This is a genomic window from Luedemannella flava, assembly GCF_039528515.1.
GTDB lineage: Bacteria > Actinomycetota > Actinomycetes > Mycobacteriales > Micromonosporaceae > Luedemannella > Luedemannella flava.
In genome coordinates this window covers 39,053-61,346 of record NZ_BAAALT010000003.1, presented here as the reverse complement: position 1 = coordinate 61,346, position 22,294 = coordinate 39,053, and the positions used below count along the sequence as shown (strand labels likewise).

Here is a 22,294-nt window from a genome sequence, read left to right as displayed (position 1 = left end):
CGGGCCGCTGATGTGGCTGTCCGGCGCGGACATGCGGGTGCTGGAGGCGGCACCCCGGGAGCGGTCGAAGTTCGTCGGCGTGGGGGGCGCCGTGCTCACCACATCGGTGCTGGCCGCCGTGTCCTGCACCTTCGCCCTCGTGGTCGGCGTACGCGTACCGGTGTACTGGGCCGTGCCGATCGGCCTGCTGTGGGGCCTGGCCATCATGAACCTCGACCGGTGGCTGGTGACCGCCACGCCGCGCCGCGACCGCTGGTACCAGAACCTCATCATGGTGATGCCGCGGCTGCTGCTCGCGGCCATCATCGGCGGCGTCATCTCGACACCGATGGTTCTCTGGATCTTCCAGCGCGAGATCAACAACCAGCTCGTGGTGCTCCAGCAGCAGAAGGCGAGCGAGTTCCAGCACAAGCTCGACACCGACGTGCGCTACAACGGCATCCCCGACCTGCAGAAGGAGATCGCGCGCCTGCAGGGGGTCGTCGACGGCACGATCATCGAGAAGATCCCCGATGACCCGCAGATCGAGGTGCTCAAGAAGCAGTACGACAGCCAGAACAAGGACTACCAGACCAAGCAGGAGGCGGCGACCCGGGAACACGACGGCACCGGCGGCACCGGCAACCCCGGCGCCGGCTCGGACTACTTCATCAAGAAGAAGCTCGCCGACGAGGCGAAGGCGCTGCGCGACACGACCAAGGTCGCCTACGACAAGGCGGTCCGCGAGCACGCGAGCAAACAGACCGAGGCGACCGTCAACGCGCGGGCCAGCGCGTCCGCCGAGCTGTCGAAGGCGCAGGCCGACCTGACCCGGCGCGTGGCCGACAAGAAGGCCGAGGAGCAGGCGTTCGCCGAGCGCAGCCGCGACGCCGACGGGCTGCTCGGCCGGTTGGAGGCGCTCAGCGAGCTGGCGGACACCAACAGCACCCTCAAGACGGCGTACCTGGCCCTGCTGTTGTTCATCACGGCCATCGAGATCCTGCCCGTACTCGTGAAGTTTTTGATGACCCTCGGGCCGCCGTCGCTGTACGACCGGGTCCTGTCGCGCAGCGACCAGGCCGACGTGGCCAGCGCCGCGAGCCGGTTCGCCTACGTCGAGGAGGCCCGCAAGCAGGAGTACGAGGCGCGGCTGGCCCGGCACAAGGACAACGTCGAGCAGATCGTGGCCCGCTCGGACGTCGAGTCGGCCCGCCCCCGTCCGGCCGCCGGACGCCGGGAGCGTCCGCGCACCCCGGTGGAGACGCCTGCCCAGCCGCAGTACCGCGCGGACGGGTTCGCCGACTGGCCCGACGACGAGAGCGACGTGCGCGCCACCCGCGGCCGCCGCTCCGAGTCGGACGAGGACACCCGCTGGTCGTACGGCAANCGCGCGACCGGCCGTTCTGCCTCGACCGCTACTTGCGGTGGCAGGCGACGACCAGCCCGGGACCGGAGTCGGGTTGCCCGTCCCGGCCCATCTCATGGAGCTGTACATCGATTTTGCTCAGTTCACGCAGGCGCTTCTGCAGCTTGTCGACCGGTTTCTGATCGGCGGCGTTCTGGCGCCAGAAGATCTGGATGTACGCCATGACCTTGACGTCGCGCATGCATTGCCCGAAGTAGAGTTCCGGGTTGACTGCTGCCTTCGCGACCGCACCGACGGCCACCTCGTACCTCAGGATGGTCACGCCGGGTGGCAACTCGGGCACCTGGCCGCCCGATGGCACCTCCTCGGTCGGCGGAGGGTCGGACGACGCGACCGTAACCCCGCTCGGCGAGGCCTCTGCGGTGGTGGGCGGCGTGGCCGTCGCAATCGTGCCCTGGCTGCCCGCCTCGGTCAGCTTCACGACCGCGAACGTGGTGCCGACAACCAGAAGCGCGCCGGCCAGCGCCGCCAGCGCCATCCGCTGGCGGGTGGACAGCTTCTGAGTCCAGGACGCGTCGGGCTCGGCCGGGGCCGGCGGCGCTGGCGCCGGCCGGACCGTCGTCACCGATGAACGCGAGTCCCCTACCGCATCGAGTGGATGCTGGTACGGATCCAGCGGAGGCGCGGATGGCGCCGCCCGGTCCGGGTGGAAGACCATCGTGGTCGGGGTCTGCGGCGGGATGTCCACCGGCGGCGCGGTCGGGAAACACTCCTCCAGGACGGCGTCCACGGCCTGCAGCGCCGCGGCGACCGACGCGTTCGGTGTACGCCTGCCCAGCTGACCGTGGAACGCGTCGCGCCAGTGCTGGGCGGTGGCATGTGAGTCCACCGGCATCGACAGCTCCGCCACGGCCTGTGCCAGGCGGCGCGCGTCCGCTGCCGCGTTGTGGCCGGTGATGGCCGCCCCCACCAGGTCCGCGGCTACCTCGCCGGACAGCTGCACCATGAGGGCGTCACTGTTCGCCAGCTGCTGCGCGGGCCGCGACAGCCAGCCTACCGCCGTGCGGACCGCGCCGGTGACCTCCCTGGTCCGACGCAGCTCCAGCTCGATGGTGGTGGTCAGCAACGCCGGGTCACCCAGCTTCTCGGTGGTCTCGACCCACAACTCACGGGCGGCATGGAAGTCCGCCGGATCACGCAACGGGCCTACGGCGACCAGGTCCTTGAGGAATCCGCCGTAGTGTCGGCCGCGGCCGAGGATCTTCTCGCACCGCCCGCGCAGTTCGTCGGCCCACTCAGCGTAGAAGGGGGTACTGCTCGCGGTGGGCAGGTCGAGGAGGTTGGCCGAGGTCTTCCGCTGCTTGTCGATAAGGAGCGCGAGGATCTTGTCAGGCTGCTCGACCGGCAGTCTCCGCACCGCGTCGAGCGCCTGTCCCGGCCGCTCCTCGACCCACTGACGCAGGACGGTGTCGTTACGCAGCGCCGCGTCGCGGCGGGCGGGGTCCATGAGCATGGCGGCAAACGTGTCGACGACACTCGCCTGACTCGAGATCCGCTCGACGAACTCCCGCATGGTCAGCGATTCCGAACCGGTCCACGTGTACGAGGCGCCGCTCACCGCCGTGGCGACCAGGTGGCTGACGCCGCTGACGAAGACCGGGTCGAACCGGGACGCCAGCGGTGAGCCATTCACCATCGGTCGGGGCAGGTGGTGGTCGATGCGGTCGTACAACTTGGCGTCGAATTCGCGGAACGCGGCGGGCATGCCGCCGGCGACTGTCGACACCCCCTTGCGCAGGTCGTTGTCCTGCAGCAGACAGGTCGCCCAGATACGGTTGACCGCCTCCTCCGGTGGCACGACACCGAGCGCCCGCTCGATGATCATCGCCGCCTGGGCGGGTGTGCCGGGCAGGCGGACCACGGGCTCGTCGGTCGCGAGCCCGACGATCACCTCCTCGACGCCCTTCGCGATCACCGCGTCGGTCGGCCCGACCGGCGGGGTGCCGTCGTCCCGGGTCAGCTCCTCGCGGCCCCGCATCCACGCGTCGCGGGCCGGCAGGTGACCGGGGAGAAAACCGAAACGGCACGTGCCGGCCACGCCGAACCGGTCGCCGCGGCCCTGCACGGAGAAGACCCACCACCAGGCGTCGGCGACCCTGACCTGGCGCAGCGTCCACACGGGATGTGGGCTCGTGTTGCGGATGAAGTCGGACGGCTGCGGGACGGCCCGGTCGATGAGCTGCCGGGTGGCCTCCCAGAACGACCGGTCGACGGTTTCGTCATCGACCGGGTGACGGTCGAAGCCGCGGCCGGTCAGATCCGCGTACCGGGTAATGATGATGTCCGTCACGCCCGTACCTTTCCGAGCATCGCGAGCAGCAGTTGGGTGAGCGCCGCCGAACGGTCGTCCACCCGGGGGAAGCGGTCCTTGTCGTGCATCGGCTTCAACTTGTCGTCCTTCGCGACCGGTACGGTGGCCAGCGGCGAGCAGAGGAAGAAGCGGATGTGCTGCCACTGCTTGTTGAGCACGTTGTAGACGGGTCCCCGCAGGCCCAGGCCGTACGTCAGGCCGCAGCCGACCGTCGACATGACCAGGTCCCGGGTGAGCATCCGGGTCGCCGAGCCGGCGAGCATCGACCCGTCGATGTGCGCGCCGATCGCGGGCACCTCGATGGCCAGCGGTGCCAGGTTCATGTTGCGGCCGCGGACGCGGACAACGTCGGCGTGGCCCTCGTGGGCCAGGTTCCAGAACGCCTCACCGTTGGAGTAGTGGTCGAGCAGGCCGTCCGCGACGTGCGCGGCGCGGTCCTCGCGGTCGGACTGCCGGGCGGTGCCCGTACCGTGGATGAAGGCGAGCACCTCGCCGGCCATGTCGTCCGCGCTCGTCATCCCCTGCGCCCAGCGGGCGGCGAGAAACAGCAGGTATGCCTTCGCGCCGTCCAGGACGAGACGGTCCGCGCCGAGTCTGTGCAGTGTACGGGTGCCCAGGGCCTCCCGGATCAGGTCGCATTTGGTGACCGCGATGAGCATCTCCAGCGAGCTGCCCCGCTCGGTCGTGAACAGGCCGTCCACCTTCGTCAGCTCGCGGCCGATGTCGCGCTGGATCTGGTCGCGCGTGGTCCGCACGACCCTCGCGTTGGACTGCCGGGTGGCTCCCGGCCGCAGGCTGCCCTCGAGCAGGTCGATCGACGAGGAGTAGGACTCCTCGTCCTCGACGCCGAGCCATTCCGCGGCCTGCGCCGCGACGGCCGGGTCGACCACCCACACCAGCGCGTCGTAGGCGCGCAGCTTGACGCTCTCCCGGCGGTTGTCGGTGTCCGAGGAGAACATCTCGCCGGGCAGGTCGGCCACCCCGGTCCAGCTGCGCCGCGGGCCGACGTCGGCGCGCAGGACGAGCGGCTGGCGCATGCCCCGGCCCCAGTTGTCGGCACGCTGATCGCCCGCCCGGACGGTGCGGCGGACCAGCTCCTGCATCGCGTCGTGCGCGTCGGGCAGCTCGTCGAGCAGGATGCCGGCGGGCGTGGCCCGGGTGTCGGTACCGGTGGCGGGGATGAAGTGGCCGCTGGACAGGGTCTGCGCGTACAGGCGGGTGCGTACCTGCAGCGGGGTCATCTCCAGCGGGCTCAGCGCGCGCAGCTGGATGCGGGGCGCCGCGCCGTCGAATATGAGGTTGTCGTAGTTGTCCAGGCTCTGGTTGAGGGTGCGCAGCAGCAGGTACGTCTTGCCGCTCGCCGGACCGCCGATCGCCGCGATCATGTTCCAGACGTCGATGCGCTCGCGCGGATCGGAGGCGTCGGCGTAGCCACCGTGCAGCAGCGGTGCCGCGTCGGGGAAAATGTGCCCGCCGCCGCACAGCAGGTAGATGTAGTCGACCTCGAGCTTGCTGAACGCGGGATTGGTGGAGCTGGCCGGCGGGTACTCGCCCTCGACCAACTGCACCTGCCACGGATAGCGGCCGTACCCGTCGGCCTGCCCGACCCGCAGCCGCGCGGTCGGGCTGACCTCGAACCGGCCGGTGCGCCCGTCGCGCGGCACGCTCGCGCCCAGCACCGCCCCGCACACCGGGCAGTGCCGCCCGAACCGGGTCAGCAGTTCGCTCTCGACGGGCTCCGGTGGGCGCTTGCGTGGACGCAACCGTGCCATGGTGCGGTGCAGCCAGCCCTTCACGTCAGCGCCTCGATACCGACGACAACGCCCACGAGTACGAGCGACAGCCCGAACCCGGCCGCCACACCGACCGCGGCGCCCCAGCGGTACCCGTTACGCCGGGCCGAACCGAGGTAGGCGGCGAGATACGGCTCGACGCGGTCGACGGTGGCCCTGCTGGCCTGGTCACCGAGCCGGAGCCAGTCGCCGAACGCCACGCCGAGCGCCGCGAAGCGGTCGGCCGATCCGCAGGCGGCGGCCACCCGCCGCCGCAGCCAACTTCCGGTGCCCATCACTTCCCCAACCCGTACGCGCTGTAGAGCAGGATCACGGTGACCGCCAGGATCGTGCCGGCGCTGGCGAGGGCCGTGCGCCGGGCCGCGTGGACGGCGACGCGCAGCGCGGCCGCCTCGACCACCTGGCAGCCGTGGCCGACCAGATCGAGCTTCACCACCGGCTTCTCCCTGGCCGTGCGCTGGATGGCCCGCAGCTCGTCGGAGAACCGGCGGACCTCGCCGGCCTCGGCGGCGGGCAGCGCGGTGCGCATCCCCGCCGTGGTGACGTGACAGCGCTTCTCGGCCTCGACGAGCCGGGCCAGCCAGTCGGCGGTGCGCCAGTTGACCGACTCGGCGACGGCCGGGTCGAGCGGCTCGAGGAGTACGTCGATGAGTGGCTGCCACGACCGGGTGGGCGTGTCCGGCCACTGCCGGCGCAGGATCTCGCGTACCTGCGCCGGATCGTCGGCCAGGCGGGGACCGTCGGGCTCGGCGGCGAGCAGGACGCCGTGCACCCACGCCACCCCGGTGATCGCGCCGAGCACCACCATGGCGAAGCCGAACCGGTCGTGGGCCAGCAGGCTGTTGGCGTCCAGCCGGTACGGCGGTTGGTGGGTGACCTCCAACGCCCGTCGCCACCTGCGCACGCGGGCGGAGGCGTAGTCGCCGTTGGACCGCACCAGGGTCGGCGCCACGTCGATGCCACTGGCCGCGTCGGCGTCCACGAGGACGTACTGGGACACGCCGCGTACCGGGTAGCGGCACATGTTGGCGGGCTTGATGTCGCAGTGCACGGTGCCCGACGCGTGCAGGGTGTCCAGCCCTTCGGCGACGTGCAGGAACTTCGCGAGCTGCTCGGTGGCCGGCTCGTCGCGCACCGGCTCCCAGTCCACCTTGTCCACCATCGGGGAGATCGCCAGCAGCGTGCGGCCCGCCTCCTCCGGATCGGCCGCGAACCAGGCCGGCAGCCGCTCCTGGGCCTGGCGCAGCAGCCGCTCGGGGTCAGCCGCGATGCGGGTGGCGACCGAGCCGTCGAAGCTCTCCTCCTCCAGGTCGCCCCGCACGATGTGGACCGGCACCACCGCCCACGGCGGCTTGATGCCCATCCGGACCGGGCCGGACACGCGGGCGTTGGCCTGCTGCACCGCGAGCGCCTGACGGCACAGGTACAGCCGCAGCGCCTCGGTGTCGCCCTGGTCGGCGCACCGGTAGATCTTCACGTGCCATTCGGGCCAGCCGCTGGATCCGGACGGCTCGTCGAACGCGACCGTGTACCGCACGTCGGCGTGCACGGTGCGCGCCTCCCTGCGGCCGGGCACGGTCACGGGGAACTCGGCCGGGCGGGTGTGGTCGGACTCCGGCTCGCCGACCTTCAGCCAGGCGCCCCAGCCGGGGCCCCCCAGGCGGATCTCCAGGTACTCCACGGGTCGGTCGGTCACAGTTCGGCCTCCCAGCCAAGGTGGTAGACGAGCCGGGTCCGGTCACCCGACACGACGTACTCGATGGTTCCCTCGCTGACGCACGGGTGGACCTGGCCGTGCGTGAGACGCTGGCCGTCGACCAGCACCGCGTACCGCGAGCGCACCGGCGAGCGCCGCCACGAGGCGACCCCCTGCCAGTACCGGATGTGCAACAGCGGCTGACGCGGTACCGCGCTGACGTAGTCGGGCAGGCTGACCGGCGGGCGCTGCCCGTCGCCGGGAACGTTGCGGCCGACGGGGATCCACACGTCGTCCGAGTCGAGGGCGAACGACCAGGGCTTCATGCCGGCGTACGTGAGCCGCAGCCACAACGGCGTGCGTACGCCCTCGACGTCGACGACCTCGACGACGTCGGGCAGGGTGTCGAAGTGCACCGCGCAGCCCGGCGGGTCGAGGTCGGGCTGCACGGTGAAGTCGACGTCGGCGACGGCGCCCAGGTCCCGGTCGAGGAAGTCGCCGACACGCTCGCGCACGTCGTCGCGGACCCCCGCCAACGACCGGTTGGTCAGCACGGTCACGGCGACCGTCCGGCCCGGCGTCCGTCCCGTGTGCAGCAGGACCTCGTCGCAGTACTCCTTGAGGCGCGCGTTGACCACACGCCACACCAGCGCCTCGTACGTCCTGTCCCCCGTCACCGCGCTCATACCCCCAGCGCCGCGCAGAGTCGCTGCACCACCAGGCGGGTACGGGCGCCGCCGGCCTTCTCGTCACGCGCCTCGATGACCACGGCGAACGCCACGGGACCGTGGGTGGCCGTGTTGACGAACCCGACCAGCCAGGAGTCGACGATCACGTACTGGCCGGCGGGCGCGCGCGTGCCGGCGGGCACCACCTCGTGCGTCCCCGTCTTCACCCACAGCTTCGTCTTGACGGCGGCGTCGAGGCCTGCGGCGGTCCCGTCGACGGAGGTCCCGCTCAGCGCGCGGGTCAGCTCCTGCGCCACCGCGGGGTCGACGGCGGCGATCGTCCTGCCGACCGGGTGCTCGACCTTTCCGGAGCCGGGGTGGCGCACCGAGCGCAGCAGGGTCGGTGCCACGGTCGTGCCGCCGTTGGCGATCGCGGCCAGCACGGTCGCCATGGCCATCGGCGTGCCCTGCACATCCTGGCCGCCGAGCGTGTTGTTGCCGATCGCCACGCCGTCGACGTCGGCGGGCACGCAGGACTCGACCGTTCCGGCGCCACGGTGGGCGAGGAACGCGGGCTTCTCGTCCCGGCACGCGCCGACGGTCATGCCGAATCTGCGGGCCTGCTCGGCGATCGCGGGCCAGCCGAGGCGGGCGGCGAGGGTGACGAACGCCGTGTTGCAGGAGACGGCGAGCGCCCTGGTCAGGGTGATGGTGCCGGACTCGCCGCCGGGGCAGGCGCCGCCGCCGGCGTTATGGATGACCACCTCGGGTGCGAGCGGAACGGTCAGGGGTGCGTCGAGCTCGTCGTCGGGGTGGCCGCCCCCGCTCAGGTACGCGGCCGCGATGACCACCTTGAACGTCGAGCCGAGCCCGTACCACTTGCCGACGGCCCGGTTCACCTCCGGCAGGGGCAGGTCGACGTCGCGGCCGCCGCCCACGTACCGGCGCAGCGCCGCCAGGCCGTCCGCGTCGCCGGGCGCGCCGGGGATGATCACCGACCACCGCCAGCAGTCCGGGTCGGGCTCGCCGCTGTCGGCGGCGTCCTCGCAGGTGGTGTCCTTGACCGAGCCGTCGAGGCGCTCCCCCTCCAGCGGCCCGTAGTACTGGTGTTCCTTGAGGAACTGCTCGGCCGCGTCGGTGGCCTTTGCGTCCTCGGCATCGCCGGCGGCGGGTTCGGCGTAGCCGGGCACGGTGGCGGAGGCGAGGACCCGTCCCGTGGCGGCCTCGATGGCCACGACGCCGCCGGCCATCGGCGGCGCGGCGGCCGTGCCGTCCGAGCGCAGCGCGTCGGCGAGGGCGTGCTGCAGTGCCGGGTCGATCGTCAGGTCCAGCACGCCGTCGGCCTCGGGATCCTCCGACGGCGCGGCCAGCCGCTTGGCGAGCGTCGTCCCGGCGGTCTCCTGCGTCACGTCGGCGTACGACTGGTCGAGCAGCCCGACGCCGCCGTCGCCGACCTTGAGCAGGCCGCTCAGGTCGGCCAGCGTCAGCCCCGCCTGCGGAGTGCCCTCGAACGTCCAGGCCGCCGTGCCCCGGTCCTGGACCAGCACGGTCCCGTCGCCGAGGCGGACCTCCACCCGGGTGCGGTCGAACGCCAACCGGTCCGTCGAGCAGCGCGCCGGGTCCGGCGGCGCGGAGCGGAGCCCGTCGTGGGTCGCCTCGCGCACCCGGCACGCGGGCCGGGTCTCGTCGTAGGCCGTGGGCAACGGAAGACCGGGCTTCTGGTAGGGCACGACCGTGATCACGGCGGCGCACGCCAGGCACACCGTGAGCGGCACAACGACCGCGAGCCGGCCGGGGCGGGCCATCGTGGGCGCCTGGACCGGCCGCGCGGACGGCACCCTCGACGCTGCCGTCGCCAGGCCGGTGCGGCTCGCGATGACGACGACGACGGCGATGCCGGCGAGCAGGGCGAGGGTCCACTGGCCGCCCCGGGACAGGAACGGCGCGGGGATGCCCGAGTGCGGGATGACGTTGACCGTGGCCAGAAAGACGAACAGGTAGTTCCCCACGATCATGGACGCGAGCCCGGCCGTGAAGAACCCGAACCACAGCTGTCCCTGCCGGCGCCCCGCGCGCCCGTCCGGGGCGCGGGCACGGCCGGACCGCGCGGCCTGACGCAGGGCCGCGCCGAGCATGACCACCAGTACCGAGATCAGCAGCACGGCGACGCCGCCGAGCTTGTTCCACACCACGGCCAGGATGAAGTCGGTCTGCCCCGCCGGCACCATGCCCGACGCGGTGTCGCGCAGGCCCCGCCCCCACAGCCCGCCGTCGGCGACGGCCGACAGCGCCCGGGCGACCTGCGAGTGCTGGCTCTCCAGGTTCGCGGCCAGCGACTGCTGGCAGTAGATCTCCCCCGTCGGCGACGGCTTCGCGCCCCCGGGCACCGCGCACCCCGCGTCCCACCGGTACGCCCACGGGTCGGCCCACACGGTGGCCCGCTCCTGGATGTAGCTGGTGCCGAGCACCACGACGGTGCCGGCGGTGCCGACCAGGACGAGGGCCGCCCAGATGAAGACCCGGTAGACGCTCAGCGACCGGGTCAGCCGCCGCCACACGGTGGCCGGGGAGAACGTGCCGTCCTCGGTGAGGTCCGGCGAGCGGCGCACCGAGTCGCTGGTCGCCGCCCAGGTCACGCCGAACGTGGCGGCCAGTGCCGGGATCACGGTGCCGAAGTCCCGCCGTACCGCGCAGGTCGCGGCGACCGCCACGAACAGCCCGACGGGCAGCAGCATGTGCCGCAGGTCCACCCACATGACCCGCGCCTCGCCGCGGGACACCAGTCCCCGGGCCAGCCGCCGCCCGAACCCGATGATGTCGACCCGCCCGGTGGCGTTGAACCGGTGCCCGTACCGGGCGACGAGCGCGGCGAGCACCGCGATCAGCACGATCAGCCCGACCTGCGGCGTCGCCACGCCGAGGATCGTCAGGTGCGCGCTGCCGGTCGTCGGGCCGAACACGGGCGCGATGAACAGGGCGAGCGCCACCAGGGCGCCGCCCGTGATGGTCCGTCCGGTCACCTCGGGAAGCCCGCCCCGACGCGCGCGCCATCGGGCGACCCGCCCGTCGAGCGACCGGCGGACCCGCGCGACGGCGCCGCGTCCGGTGCCCGTACCCGTCGCGAACCAGGCCACGGCGAGCGCGGCGGCGGCCACGACCAGCGGGTACCCGACGGCGTCGCGGGCCTGCAGCCAGGCGTCGGCGGCCAGCCCCGCCCCGAACGGCGAGTCCGGGTCGCTGACGATCACCAGGCGTACCAGCAGCAGCGCGCCGATCTCGTTGAGCAGCGCGGTCAGCAGCACCACGGCGACGGTCGGCCCGCTGAGCACGGTGCCGGCCCGCCGCGCGGCCCGCCCGAGCACCGCCAGCGACACGGCGGTGAGCCCGACGATGGCCGCCAGGACCAGCATGATCCAGATGGTGTCGGTGGACCGGCTCAGCCAGAACCCGGCCGCGACCAGCACCTGCGCCAGCACGAACGGCGCCGCCGCCCGGGCGACCGGCCCGGCACCGTCGTGGCGGGCGTCGACGAACACGGGCCGGGCGAGCAGCCGCCAGCACAGCACGGCCGTCACCACCATCCCGGTGAGTACCGGCACGTTCGTACCAGCCGGGCCGGTGAGCCAGTCCGTCACGTCGCGCAGGTCCCCTCCGCCGTGGCCGGCTGCCGCACCGGCGTAACGGTCAGAGACCATATTGGAGGGTGGAAACGCCTCACAATCGTTCGCTAGCCGGGGTTGCGGGCCCAAGCCGGCCGCTCGCCACGCCCCGAACGGCCGCCCGCGATGGACGGTCGGCCATTTATAGCGACTCTCAAGCCCGTTCGACCGGGGACGCCGGCAGGGACCTCGGGGTCGCCGGAGAGCATCCGCGCCGGTACGTTACCCGCCGTACCCCTACACACCGTGAGGGTACGGGGGGAGGAGCCATGACCGAACGTAGCGACGGACAGATCACCGTCTCGGGCCTGACCAAGGTGTACCGGAAGGTCCGGGCCGTCGATGATCTGTCATTCACCGTCGCTCCCGGCCGGGTCACCGGTTTTCTGGGACCGAACGGCGCCGGCAAGACGACAACGCTGCGCATGCTGCTCAATCTGGTCACACCGACCAGCGGCACCGCGACCATCGGCGGGCGACACTACGCCGACCTTGAGGACCCGATCCGTGCCGTCGGCGCGATTCTCGAGGCGTCCGGGGCCCACCGTGGCCGCACGGGCCGCGCGCACCTCAAGATGCTGTGCTACGCCGCCGGGATCCCGGCCTCGCGCGCCGATGACGTGCTGAACCTCGTCGGGTTGACCCCGGCCGCCAAGCGGAAGTTCAAGGGCTACTCCCTCGGCATGCGCCAGCGTCTGGGCATCGGCGCGGCCCTGCTCGGCGACCCGCAGGTCCTCATCCTCGACGAGCCCGCCAACGGCCTGGACCCCGAGGGCATCCGCTGGATGCGCGACCTGCTCAAGGGACTGGCCGACGAGGGCCGCACCGTCCTCGTCTCCAGCCACCTGCTGTCGGAGATGGAGATCCTGGCCGACGACCTGGTCATCATCGCCGCGGGCAAGCTCGTCCGGCAGGGCACCGTCACCGACATCATCGACTCGATGGGCGCGGCCCAGCTGCGCGTGCGCACCCCGAAGCCGGACGAGCTGATCGCCGCGCTCGACCCGGCGACGGTCGTCCGCCGCAACGAGGACGGTGCGCTGCTCGTCTCCGGCGTCGACGCCCGGACACTGGGCGACCGGGCACTGGAGGCGCGGGTGCCCCTCTACGAGCTCGTCGCGGACAAGCCGGACCTCGAGAACGTGTTCCTCCAGCTGACCGCGGGAAAGGCGGCGATCCGATGACCACCACCGTTGAACGTCCCGCCATCCCCCGGGCGGGTACACCCGGCCTGCGCTTGATCCACAGCGAGATCTACAAGATCTTCTCGACCAACACGTGGTGGCTGTTCGGCATCGCGTCCCTGGTCATCAGCGGGCTCGCGCTGTGGGCCAACCTCGCCGAGGCGAACTACAGGCTCGACGAGGCGCTCAACCCCATGCCGTTCGAGGCGCCGGAGGGCATGCCCCCCGAGGACCTCGCCCAGATGCAGGCGCAGTGGGCGGCCGACCACGACGTGCACGCCCAGGTCATCCAGGCGGCGGGCGGTATCTACACGTCCGGCCAGTTCTTCGGGCTGCTCCTGGTGTTCCTACTGACCGCGCTCATCATGACGAACGAGTTCCAGTACCAGACGGCCACCGCCACGTTCCTCACGACGCCGCGCCGCACGCGGGTCATCGTGGGCAAGCTCATCGCCGGCGTCAGCCTCGCCATGTTGTTCTGGTTCGTCACCGAGGCCATCGACATCATCAGCGGCCTGCTGTTCTTCAACGCCAAGGGCGTGGGCAACGGCCTGGACGAATGGTCCGTGCAGCGGGCGATCCTGTTCAACGCGCTGGCGTACCTGATGTGGGCCATCCTCGGCGTCGGCCTCGGGACGCTCATCCGCAGCCAGATCGGCTCGATCGTCACCTGCATGGTGGTGTACCTGGTCGGCTTCGCCGGCACGATCCTCGTGTTCCAACTGATCCACGAGTACCTCATCAAGCGCGACTGGGTCCTCACCGCCGCAGTGTCGATGCCCCCCATCGCCTCCCAGATCATGATCTCCCCGACGAAGCTGTACGAGGAGGCTGCTACCTGGTGGGTCGGCGTGCTGGTGATGCTCGCCTGGTCCGTCGTCGCCGGCGGCATCGGGGTCCTGCTGACCCGCCGCCGCGACATCTCGTAGGACAACCACCCGCTCCGGGCCGCCCGACAACGGCGACCCGGAGCGGGCACATCACCCTTCGGCCCGCGGCGGTGCCGGCCCGGGGGCCAGGTCGAGGACGAGCAGTCCACGCGTCGTGCCGACGCCGACCAGGTTCTCGGAGGCGGCTACCGCCCGCACGTCGCCGAGTACGTCGATGCGGCGCACGTCATCGTCGTCGTCGAGGCTGCGGCGCTCGACCGCCGTTCCGCCGGCCACCACGAAGCTACGGTCCGTCAGGTGCAGCGCCAGCGCGTCCACCCGATGATCGACGTGCATGTCGCGGATGACGGCCGGCTCGCGTCCGCGGCGCAGCCGCCACCCCCGCCGGTGGCCGGCGTCGAGTTGCCAGAGCAGGAGGGAACCGTCGCTGCCGGCGGACATGGCCACCGGGTGACCGTCAACCTCACCGATGGCCACGGCGGTGACGTCCACGATGTGACCCGTCAGTGGGTCGCAGAGCGGCTGGCCGGTGCGCAGGTCCCAGACGCGGACGGTGTGGTCGTCACCGCCTGAGACGGCGATCGGAATGTCATCGAGTTGGCCGATCGCCACCGCCTGCACGCCGCTGGTGTGGCCGGTCAGGGCGGCACCCATGGCGGCGCCGGTGACGAGGTCCCAGACGCGCAGGGTGTGGTCGCGGCTGCTGGAGACCGCGACCGCGCGGTTGTCGGCCAGCCCGACGGCGAGCGCGACGACGTCGTCGCTGTGTTCGCGACGCGGCGGGCTGAGCGGCGAACCACTGGCGGGGTCCCAGGTCCGGACGGTGTGGTCCTGTCCGGCCGAGAGGAGCATCGGCCGGTCGCCGACCTGAGCCACGGCGACGGCCTCCACCACGTTGGTGTGACCGACGATCGGTCGGCCGACCGGGGCGCCGGTGGCGAGGTCGAAGATCCGCACGGCGTCGTCGGCGCCGCCGGAAACCAGGATGGGGCTGTCATGGAGCCTGCCGATCGCGACCGCCCGCACGTCGTGCGCGCCGCCGACAGCGGCCCGCGATATTGCCGTCCGCGTGGTCAGGTCCCATACCCGCAGCGTGCGGTCGTGGCTCCCGGAGACGCAGACAGGGCGCTCGGCCACGTGGGTGACAGCGACTGTCCGTACCCCCGCCGTGTGCCCGCGCAGGGGTTTGCCGACCAGGCGTTGGGAGAGGTCCCAGATCCGGACCGACTCGTCGTCGCTGCCGGACACGGCGACCGGCTGGCCGGCAAGCTCGGTGACGGCAAGTGAGTACACGGCCTCGGTATGGCCGGCGAGCGGTCCGCCGATAGGGCTTCCGGTGCGCAGGTCCCAGATCCGGACCGTACGGTCAGCGCCGCCGGAGATCACCACCGGCTGGCCGTCCAGCACGCCGAGCGCCACGGCCCAGACCGCGCCGGTGTGACCGGTCAGTGGGTCGACGATCGGGCGCCCCGTGGTGAGATTCCAGACCTGCACGGTCGCGTCATGGCTACCGGACAGCGCGATCGGACGGCCGCCGAACTCACCGAACGCCACGGCGGTCACCCCGCTGGTGTGCCCGACGAGCGGGTCACGCGCCGGTATCCCGGTGGCGAGGTCCCACACGCGGACGCTGTGGTCGTCGGCGCCGGAGACGACGATGGGGCGGCCGCTCAGCTCGCCGAGCGCCACCGACCAGATCCAGCCGGTGTGTCCGGTGAACGGTTCTCCGATGGGACGCTGGGTCTCCAGGTCCCAGACCCGGATCCGGTGGTCGGCGCTGCCGGACACCGCGATCGGGCGGCCTCTCAGCCGGCCCCACGCAACCGTCCAGATGCCACCCTGGTGGCCGGTCAACCGACGGCCGACCGGATAGCCGGTGATGAGGTCCCAGATCCGCAGGCTGTAGTCGGCGCTGCCGGAGACCGCGACCGGGTTGCCCTTCAGCGTGCCGCAGGCGACCGACATCACGGAGTCGGTGTGTCCGGTGAACGGGCGCCCGATGTGGCGCTCGACGGAGTCCCATACCCGCACGGTGTGATCGTGGCTGGCGGAGACCGCGACGGGGTGACCGCTGAACTGGACCAGCGCGACCGAGGTGACACCGCCGACGTGGCCCACGAGCGGGTCGCCGATTCCCGTCGCGGTGGTGAGGTTCCAGACGCGGATCGTGTGGTCGCGGCTGCCGGAGACGACGACGGGCATGCCGTCGAGTTCACCCGACGCCAGCGCGGTCACGCCGTCGGTATGTCCGCCCATGGGCGTACCGACCGGGGCCCCGGTGACGACGCTCCAGACGCGGATCGTGTGGTCGTCACCGCCGGACACGACGACCGGCTGGCCGTCGATCTCGCTGAGCGCCACCGCCGCGACGGCGCCGCGGTGGCCACTGAACGGGTTGCCGACCGGCTGAACCGGCTCACCGGTGAGCAGGTTCCACACCCGCACCGTGCCGTCCCGACTCGCGGAGACGGCGATGGGGTCGCCGTCGAGGGCTCCGATCGCCATCGACGTGACGCCACCGGTGTGGCCGACCAGGGGGTCGTGGAGGGCTCGCCCGGTGCGCGCGTCCCAGACACGTACGGTCCAGTCGTCACCGCCGGAGACGATCATCGGGTCCGCGGCCGGCCCGCCGACAGCCAGCGACAGGCCGCCCGCGGTGTGGCCGACCAGCGGGTTGCCGATCGCCGTACCGGTGCGCAGGTTCCAGACCCGGACCGTGCGGTCGTCGCTGCCGGTGACCGCGATCGGGATGTTGCCGAGAATGCCGGTCGCGACGGCGGTGATGCCGCCGGTGTGGCCAGTGAGCGGCTCGCCCACCGGCTTCCCGGTGGCGAGGTCCCAGACGCGGACGGTGTGGTCGTCGCTGCCGGACACCACGATCGGCCGCCCGTCCAGCCGGCCGACCGCCACGGACATCGTCCCGGCGGCGTGTCCGGTCAGGGTGCGGTGCGGCATCGGCGGCCGCCAGTTGGCCCACGGCACGGACCACGGGCGGCTCGTGCCGCTGCCCGCGAGCGCGTCGGCGAGCGCCGGCGGGCCACCACAGCGCGCGGCCAGCTCCAGATAGGCGGCGTGTTCGGCGGGCGGCGTCGTCCGCATACGGCCCATGGCCCGTCGATAGGCGTCGGCTGCCGCCCGGCCCTCGGCCGACTCGGCTGAGTCCAGGGCCGCCCGGACCTGCGGGAGGGGCGTGGCCAGCAGGAACCCGACGTCGGTGAGCAGATCGTCAACGCGGCGCGCGGGGATGGCGTGGCCGGCGAGGTGGTGGCGCGCATAGGGGTGGGCGCGGCCCCAGTCCGGACTTCCGTCGTCGCGTCGTGGCACGTATTCGGCGACCACCTGCATGATCGCGGCATGGTCGGATCCGGCATCCCGACCGTCGTCGAGGCACGGTGCCAGCGCCCGGTTGGCGAGCCGGTAGACGGACCGGTCGCCGGACCGGCCCTCGGTGACGTACCTGCCGGCCGCGTCACGCAGCCACACCAGGTCCTCGTTGCTGTACCGGGCGTCGCTGGCCAGCGCGATGGCCAGTCGGGGCCACAGGTCCTCCCACGGCAGGCCCGGCCCCTGGACGTAGACAAGGGGCAGAAGCAGATCGGCGGCCCGTCGGGCGTCCGGGCCGAGCCGACGCTGCAGGTCCTGGTACACCGCGTCGCGCAGGGTGTGCGGAAGTTCCTTGTGCCACTGCGGTGCGACCCCCGGCGTAACACTGGCCGCCGTGGTCTGAGCGACGACCTGGGCCATGAGGAACGAGGAGCCGGAGGCCTCGACAATCGCGCGGGCGGTCTCGGTGACCACCGCTTCGGCCGCGGTCCGATAAGGACTGTCCGGGTACGCCTCAACGAGCACCGTACGGACGAGAGCGTCCATGCCGGCGGGGTCGGCGTATCCGGCCGCATCAAGATCAATAACTTCGACGTCGGGGCCGAGCACGGGTGCCAGATACGCGCGGGCACCCACCAGCAGGCGCAGCGCGGCTGAGGGGTCGTCGGCGAACGGGCGCAGCACATACCGGGTGAGCTCGGCCGGGTCGAGGGCCTCATCGACCCCGTCGACGAGGATCGTCACCATGCGCCGCGCGGCGATGAGCGCGTCGACCAGGTCACCGACGGTAGCGGCCGGGATCTCGACCGCCGCGGCGATGTCGGCGAAGACATCCTCGGCCGACCGGTGCGCGGCGTCGATCACCGCCGGGATCCGACCGGTGACCGGCATGGCCGCGTCCGGCAGCGGGTCCAGGGGGACGGCGGCACGGCGGGCCGGGTCGGACAGCGCCGCGAGGACCGTCAGCACCGCCGTCTTGCCGGAACCGGGTTCGCCTGCCACCACGCACGGATGGTTGGAGGTGATGAGCCAGTGACACAGGTCGGTCAACGCCCGGCTGCGGCCGACGAACGACTCGATCGCCGGCGCGAACCGGCCGGAGTCGTCGGCCGACCATCGCGCACGGTCGCGCCACAACTCGTCCTGCCGTCGCACATCGACGCCGGCCAGACCCGGTTCGTACCGGGGATTGGGCAGGAAGCCCGCTGGTTCCTCCGCGCCCGCCAGGTGGCAGGTGACCGTCTGGGCGGCGGGCTGCCGCGGGTCGGCCCGCATGACGCGCACCAGGGTCTCCAGCCGCAGTTCGGGTTGTGAGTAACCGCCGCTCGCCAGGTGGTCCGCCGCACGGGCGAAGGCAGCCGGGAACGCGTGCGGCCACTCGCTGTCCGCGGCGCTCGTCGCCACCACGACCACGAGGCGCGCTCCCGCAGCGTCCACGTCGGACAACCACTGGGGAACCTCGGCGCGTACGACCTCCGCAACCTGCGCGGCGCACCAGATGTCCAACATGAGGGTCACGCAGCGAACGGGGGTACCGTGCACCAGCTCCTCGACGAGCCGCCCGGGCGCGACGCCCCCGCTGACGCCCCCCTCGGGCGGCCGGAGGACGAACCCGCCACCTCCGGCAACGTCGCCGCGCCCGGCAAGGTGGACGACGATCCGGTCCCGCGGGTCACGGTCGGCGGCGGTCGCGAGGCCCCGCACGGCCGCAGCGGCGCGCGGAGACCCGCCGAGATCCAGGATTGGCACGTGGCGGTACCCGAAGGTGCTCGTGAACAGGTGCGCCATGGACTCGGCACCACCGAGGTCGGCGCCGCCGTCGCCACCACCCGGGCCGGGGCCGGCGGTCAGCAGAATCCGGTCGCCGCCGGCGGCCGCCACTCCCCCAGCGGTCACAAGATCACCCGACTCGCGGCCACGGCAGCAGAACTCGATCGCACCCCCGTGCGCCCCCATCCGCAACGTGGCAGTTTACTACCTCATTCAGACGTAACGTGACCAATGATACGATTGTACGTACATGGCCATTCCCCGGCAGTCACATCGATGGGTATGACGCATACCCGCCGGCGACCTCATCGGGGACGAGTCCGGAAATGTGTGGGTGACCAACCCGGCCAGCTACGTGACGGTCGAAGTGCCCAGGCCCGGGTGCCGTTGGCCACTGTGCAGCGGATGGTGACCGGAGGTGTACTGGCCGCGGAGGCATGAGATGAGCGCTGGTACGCGGGTTGGTCGACTGCTCGGGCAGCCCGTTCCTGGTCACCAGGTCCGCATGGCACCGATCGAGCGGGCCCGCCACTATCAGAATCTGGCCCGCGAGCACCCGGACGAGAAGACCTTCTGGCTGTGCCGGGCGTCGTACTTCGGTCGCCTCAGCACGGCACTGGCCAGCAGCAGCGTCGCACCGCGATAACCACGACCCCGGTGGCCTATCCCGGCCGGCGCAGCTACGACCTGCGCGGTGGGCGTTCAGCCGTGTTGGTGACGGGCGAGTTCGGTACGGGAGCGCACGCCCAGCTTCGCGTAGATGCCGGTGAGGTGGCCCGCGACGGTCTTCACGCTGAGGAACAGCTGGTCGGCGATCTCCTGGTTGGTGAGGCCCTCGCCCACCAGTCGCGCGATCTGGCGTTGGGTGCCGGTCAGGTGCGACGTCGGTTGGCGCCCGCCGATACGCGTCAGCTCCGTAGCCGACCGGGCCGACCAGGCACCCGCCCCGAGCGTGTCGAAGATGTCCCGGGCCTCGTGGAGACGGTCACGGGCCGCGCGCTTCTGCTTACCCCGGCGGAGCACGGTGCCCAACGCCAGCAGGGTCCGGGCACGCTCGAACGGCGTGCCCAGCTCGTCGGCGACGGCGAGCGAGGCAGCCAGGGCGCTCGTCGCCGCCGGCAGGTCGCCGCGCGCGGCCCGCACCAGCGCCGCGCCCCGGTTGGCGGTCATCATCGCGGCGGGACGGTCGAGCGCGGCGGCGGAGCTACGCAGCTCCTCGGCCAGCGCGGCGGCTCCGTCGAGATCGCCCAGTTCCACCATCGCGTCGATGTCGTACCAGACGAGGTGCGGTCGCACGGCGGCCCGGATGCCCATGTCGCGCAGTTCGCGGATGAGCGGGCCGAGCACCTCGTGCGCGGCCCGCGGGTCGCCGAGGCTGTAGGAGAGAAAACCACTGATCGACCGGGCCCAGCACGCGGGGTATCTGAGGCCGGAGTCGGCGAGCATGGACAGGTGCTCCGCGATGTGCGTGCGCGCTGTGTCCGCCTCGCCGAAATGTGCTTCCACCAGGGCTGCCGCGTGAAGGGCTGAGCCCAGCTGAAGCACGGAGGGCAGTCGTCGGGCCCGGTCCAGCGCGTCGGTGGCCAGACTGCGGGCCTGTTGCCACCGGCCGGCCACCAGCTCGGCGTGCGCGAGGTAGCTGGCAGCCCAGATCTGGCCCAGTTCATCACCGTGCGCGACGGCCCGGCCAAGGACTCGTTCCAGGCGGGCAACGGCGTTGACCGGGTTGCCGACGGTGTAGTCGGCGACGGCGAGGAAGCCGTCCGGATCATGGTGGGCGGCGGTGACCGCCGCGCCCCGCGCCAACTGGTCGAGCTGATGCCACATCGGCGCCGGTATCGCGCCGTCCAGGAGCAGGATCGTTCCGGCATAGGCCGTCAAGGACTCGAGCAGCACGTTCTTCCCGCCGGCAGCGCGGGCCCACCGCAACGCGTTGTCCGCCACCTCGAGCGAGCGGGACATCCGGCCCTGCAGCCGGTACAGACCTGCCAGCTTGCGCTCGACCGTCGCCTGCATGGGCGGATCATCGGCCGCGTCGACCAGCGCCGCCTCCAATATGGACACCGCGCTGTCCGTGTCACCGTCGAGGTGGGTCAACATGCCCAGCCGCCAGCGCAGCTCTGCGTGCGCACCACCGGCTGGCGCGAGGTCGAGGGCGGCGGCCAGTCTCTGGCGGCCACGCGCCACGTTCCCCGCGGTCACATGGTGGTACGCCGCCGCGCTCAGCCGACGACAGACGCCCACGACGTCCGCTGCCGGCGTCAGCCGGGCGGCCGCCTCGGCCAGTTCGGCGGCGATCTCCGGGGCGCCCCGCGCGCGGGCGGCGTCGGCTCCCCGCTCGATGTCGGCCGCCGTGGCGGCATCCGGACCGTCGGCGGCCTCGGTGAGATGCCTGGCTCGCTCCTCCGGGTCGGCGACGACTGCGGCGATCCGACGGTGCAGGTCACGACGCTCCGACGCGGTGAGGCGTGCCCGGGCCGCCATGCCGAGGAGTGGATGAACGAAGCGCAGCCGGCCCTCCACCACGGACAGCACGCCGGAGTCCAGCGCGGGCCGCAGGTCCTGCGCAGCGGCCGTGCCCAGCGCGGCGCCGATGCCGGCCACCGTGGGATGTCGCATCGTGGCCACCGCGGCCAACGGCAGGGTGACCTGCGCGGAGAGCCGGTCGAGCCGGCCGGCGAGGAGCGTGTGAAGCTTCGGCGGCAGCGTCCACCACGACTCGTCCTGCGCCTGTGCCGACTGATGCGCGGCGAGTTCCAGCGCGTACATCGGATTGCCGCCCGCGACCGTGACCAGCCGCGACACGGTCGCGCTCGGCAGGGTCGCGGTCGAGTTGAGCCGCACGATCGCGGCCAGCGTCTCGTCGGCCAGCGGTTGCAGGGCCACGCGCGTGTGGCGTACGCCAACCAGATCGACCGGATACGGGTCGTTGGGACTCTCCGTGCGCCGGGTCGCCAGCAACCCGACCGCCGTTCCCTCAAGCCGGCGGAGCGCGAAGGCCAACGCCCGTCCCGTCGGCGGATCGAGCCACTGTATGTCGTCGATGACGAGCAACGTGAACGCGTCGCGGGCCAACAGTTCCAGGCTGGTCAGCAACGCCCGGCTCACCGCGTGGAGGTCGATGATGTCCCGGCCGGCGTCCGACAGCAGCAACGCCACTTCGAGCGCCCGTCGTTGGGGCGCGGGGAGCAGGTCGAGCACCTGGGTGGTGTACGGGCCGAGCAGGTCGATCAGGCCGGCGTAGCCGAGGCCCGACTCGGCCTGCACGCACCTCGCACGTAGGACCCGCGCGCCGTGCGCGGCCGTGACGACCTCATCGAGCAGGACCGTCTTGCCGATGCCCGCCTCGCCCTCGATCGATACGGCGAACGGAACGTCGTTGCGGCCCAGTTCGGCCAGCAGGCGGGCCGTCTCGGCCGCACGGCCGATGACCGTCACCATGCACCCGCCCTTCCCGTCGCCGTCAGCATCCATTGTGTCCTCCTGCTCGAAGCGGGTCAGCAGACGCGAAGGGCAATGTCGCGAACTTCTTCCGATTTCTCGCGACCGCTCCGTCCGTACCGTCGGTCGCAGCGGGACCCACTCCGACGCACG

The 22,294-nt window shown here is 72.1% G+C and carries 11 protein-coding genes and 1 pseudogene; 4 read left to right on the top strand and 8 right to left on the bottom strand.

The window, feature by feature from the left end:
* Positions 1 to 10: 10 nt before the first annotated feature.
* Positions 11 to 1,036, top strand: a pseudogene (locus tag ABD211_RS33825) (DUF4407 domain-containing protein); the annotation flags it as partial.
* Between the two features lie 358 nt (positions 1,037 to 1,394).
* On the opposite strand, the gene ABD211_RS33820 reads toward ABD211_RS33825, so the two are convergent.
* Genes ABD211_RS33820 through ABD211_RS00685 form a run of 6 tightly spaced genes read right to left on the bottom strand, consistent with a single transcriptional unit; the run spans position 1,395 to position 11,568 of the window.
* Positions 1,395 to 3,695 (bottom strand): hypothetical protein, encoded by a 2,301-nt coding sequence (locus ABD211_RS33820; protein WP_425560313.1) that lies wholly within the window; start codon positions 3,693 to 3,695, stop codon positions 1,395 to 1,397.
* Positions 3,692 to 5,512, bottom strand: coding sequence for a hypothetical protein (locus ABD211_RS00705; RefSeq protein WP_344125050.1), 1,821 nt, complete (start codon positions 5,510 to 5,512; stop codon positions 3,692 to 3,694). Before ABD211_RS00705 ends, ABD211_RS33820 begins: the two co-directional genes overlap by 4 nt.
* On the bottom strand, positions 5,509 to 5,784 hold the full coding sequence (locus ABD211_RS00700; protein WP_344125048.1) for a hypothetical protein: 276 nt from the start codon (positions 5,782 to 5,784) through the stop codon (positions 5,509 to 5,511). The genes ABD211_RS00705 and ABD211_RS00700 overlap by 4 nt, the downstream gene beginning before the upstream one ends.
* Positions 5,784 to 7,205, bottom strand: coding sequence for a hypothetical protein (locus ABD211_RS00695; RefSeq protein ID WP_344125046.1), 1,422 nt, complete (start codon positions 7,203 to 7,205; stop codon positions 5,784 to 5,786). Before ABD211_RS00695 ends, ABD211_RS00700 begins: the two co-directional genes overlap by 1 nt.
* Positions 7,202 to 7,891, bottom strand: coding sequence for a hypothetical protein (locus tag ABD211_RS00690; RefSeq protein WP_344125044.1), 690 nt, complete (start codon positions 7,889 to 7,891; stop codon positions 7,202 to 7,204). The genes ABD211_RS00695 and ABD211_RS00690 overlap by 4 nt, the downstream gene beginning before the upstream one ends.
* Complete coding sequence (locus tag ABD211_RS00685) at positions 7,888 to 11,568, bottom strand: penicillin-binding transpeptidase domain-containing protein (protein ID WP_344125042.1); 3,681 nt, start codon at positions 11,566 to 11,568, stop codon at positions 7,888 to 7,890. The genes ABD211_RS00690 and ABD211_RS00685 overlap by 4 nt, the downstream gene beginning before the upstream one ends.
* 233 nt (positions 11,569 to 11,801) lie before the next feature.
* On the opposite strand from ABD211_RS00685, the gene ABD211_RS00680 reads away from it, so the two are divergent.
* Positions 11,802 to 12,716: an ABC transporter ATP-binding protein gene (locus tag ABD211_RS00680; protein WP_344125040.1), complete on the top strand. Its 915-nt coding sequence runs from the start codon at positions 11,802 to 11,804 to the stop codon at positions 12,714 to 12,716.
* Complete coding sequence (locus ABD211_RS00675) at positions 12,713 to 13,645, top strand: ABC transporter permease (protein ID WP_344125037.1); 933 nt, start codon at positions 12,713 to 12,715, stop codon at positions 13,643 to 13,645. Before ABD211_RS00680 ends, ABD211_RS00675 begins: the two co-directional genes overlap by 4 nt.
* Before the next feature lie 51 nt (positions 13,646 to 13,696).
* Here ABD211_RS00675 and ABD211_RS00670 read toward each other — a convergent pair whose 3' ends face one another.
* Positions 13,697 to 18,826 (bottom strand): WD40 repeat domain-containing protein, encoded by a 5,130-nt coding sequence (locus ABD211_RS00670; RefSeq protein WP_344125036.1) that lies wholly within the window; start codon positions 18,824 to 18,826, stop codon positions 13,697 to 13,699.
* Positions 18,827 to 19,142: 316 nt separating this feature from the next.
* On the opposite strand from ABD211_RS00670, the gene ABD211_RS00665 reads away from it, so the two are divergent.
* Entirely contained in the window at positions 19,143 to 19,346 is a 204-nt protein-coding gene (locus ABD211_RS00665) for a hypothetical protein (protein WP_344125034.1), read from the top strand.
* A gap of 56 nt (positions 19,347 to 19,402) precedes the next feature.
* On the opposite strand, the gene ABD211_RS00660 is transcribed toward ABD211_RS00665, so the two are convergent.
* Entirely contained in the window at positions 19,403 to 22,174 is a 2,772-nt protein-coding gene (locus ABD211_RS00660) for a helix-turn-helix transcriptional regulator (protein ID WP_344125032.1), read from the bottom strand.
* Positions 22,175 to 22,294: the final 120 nt, after the last annotated feature.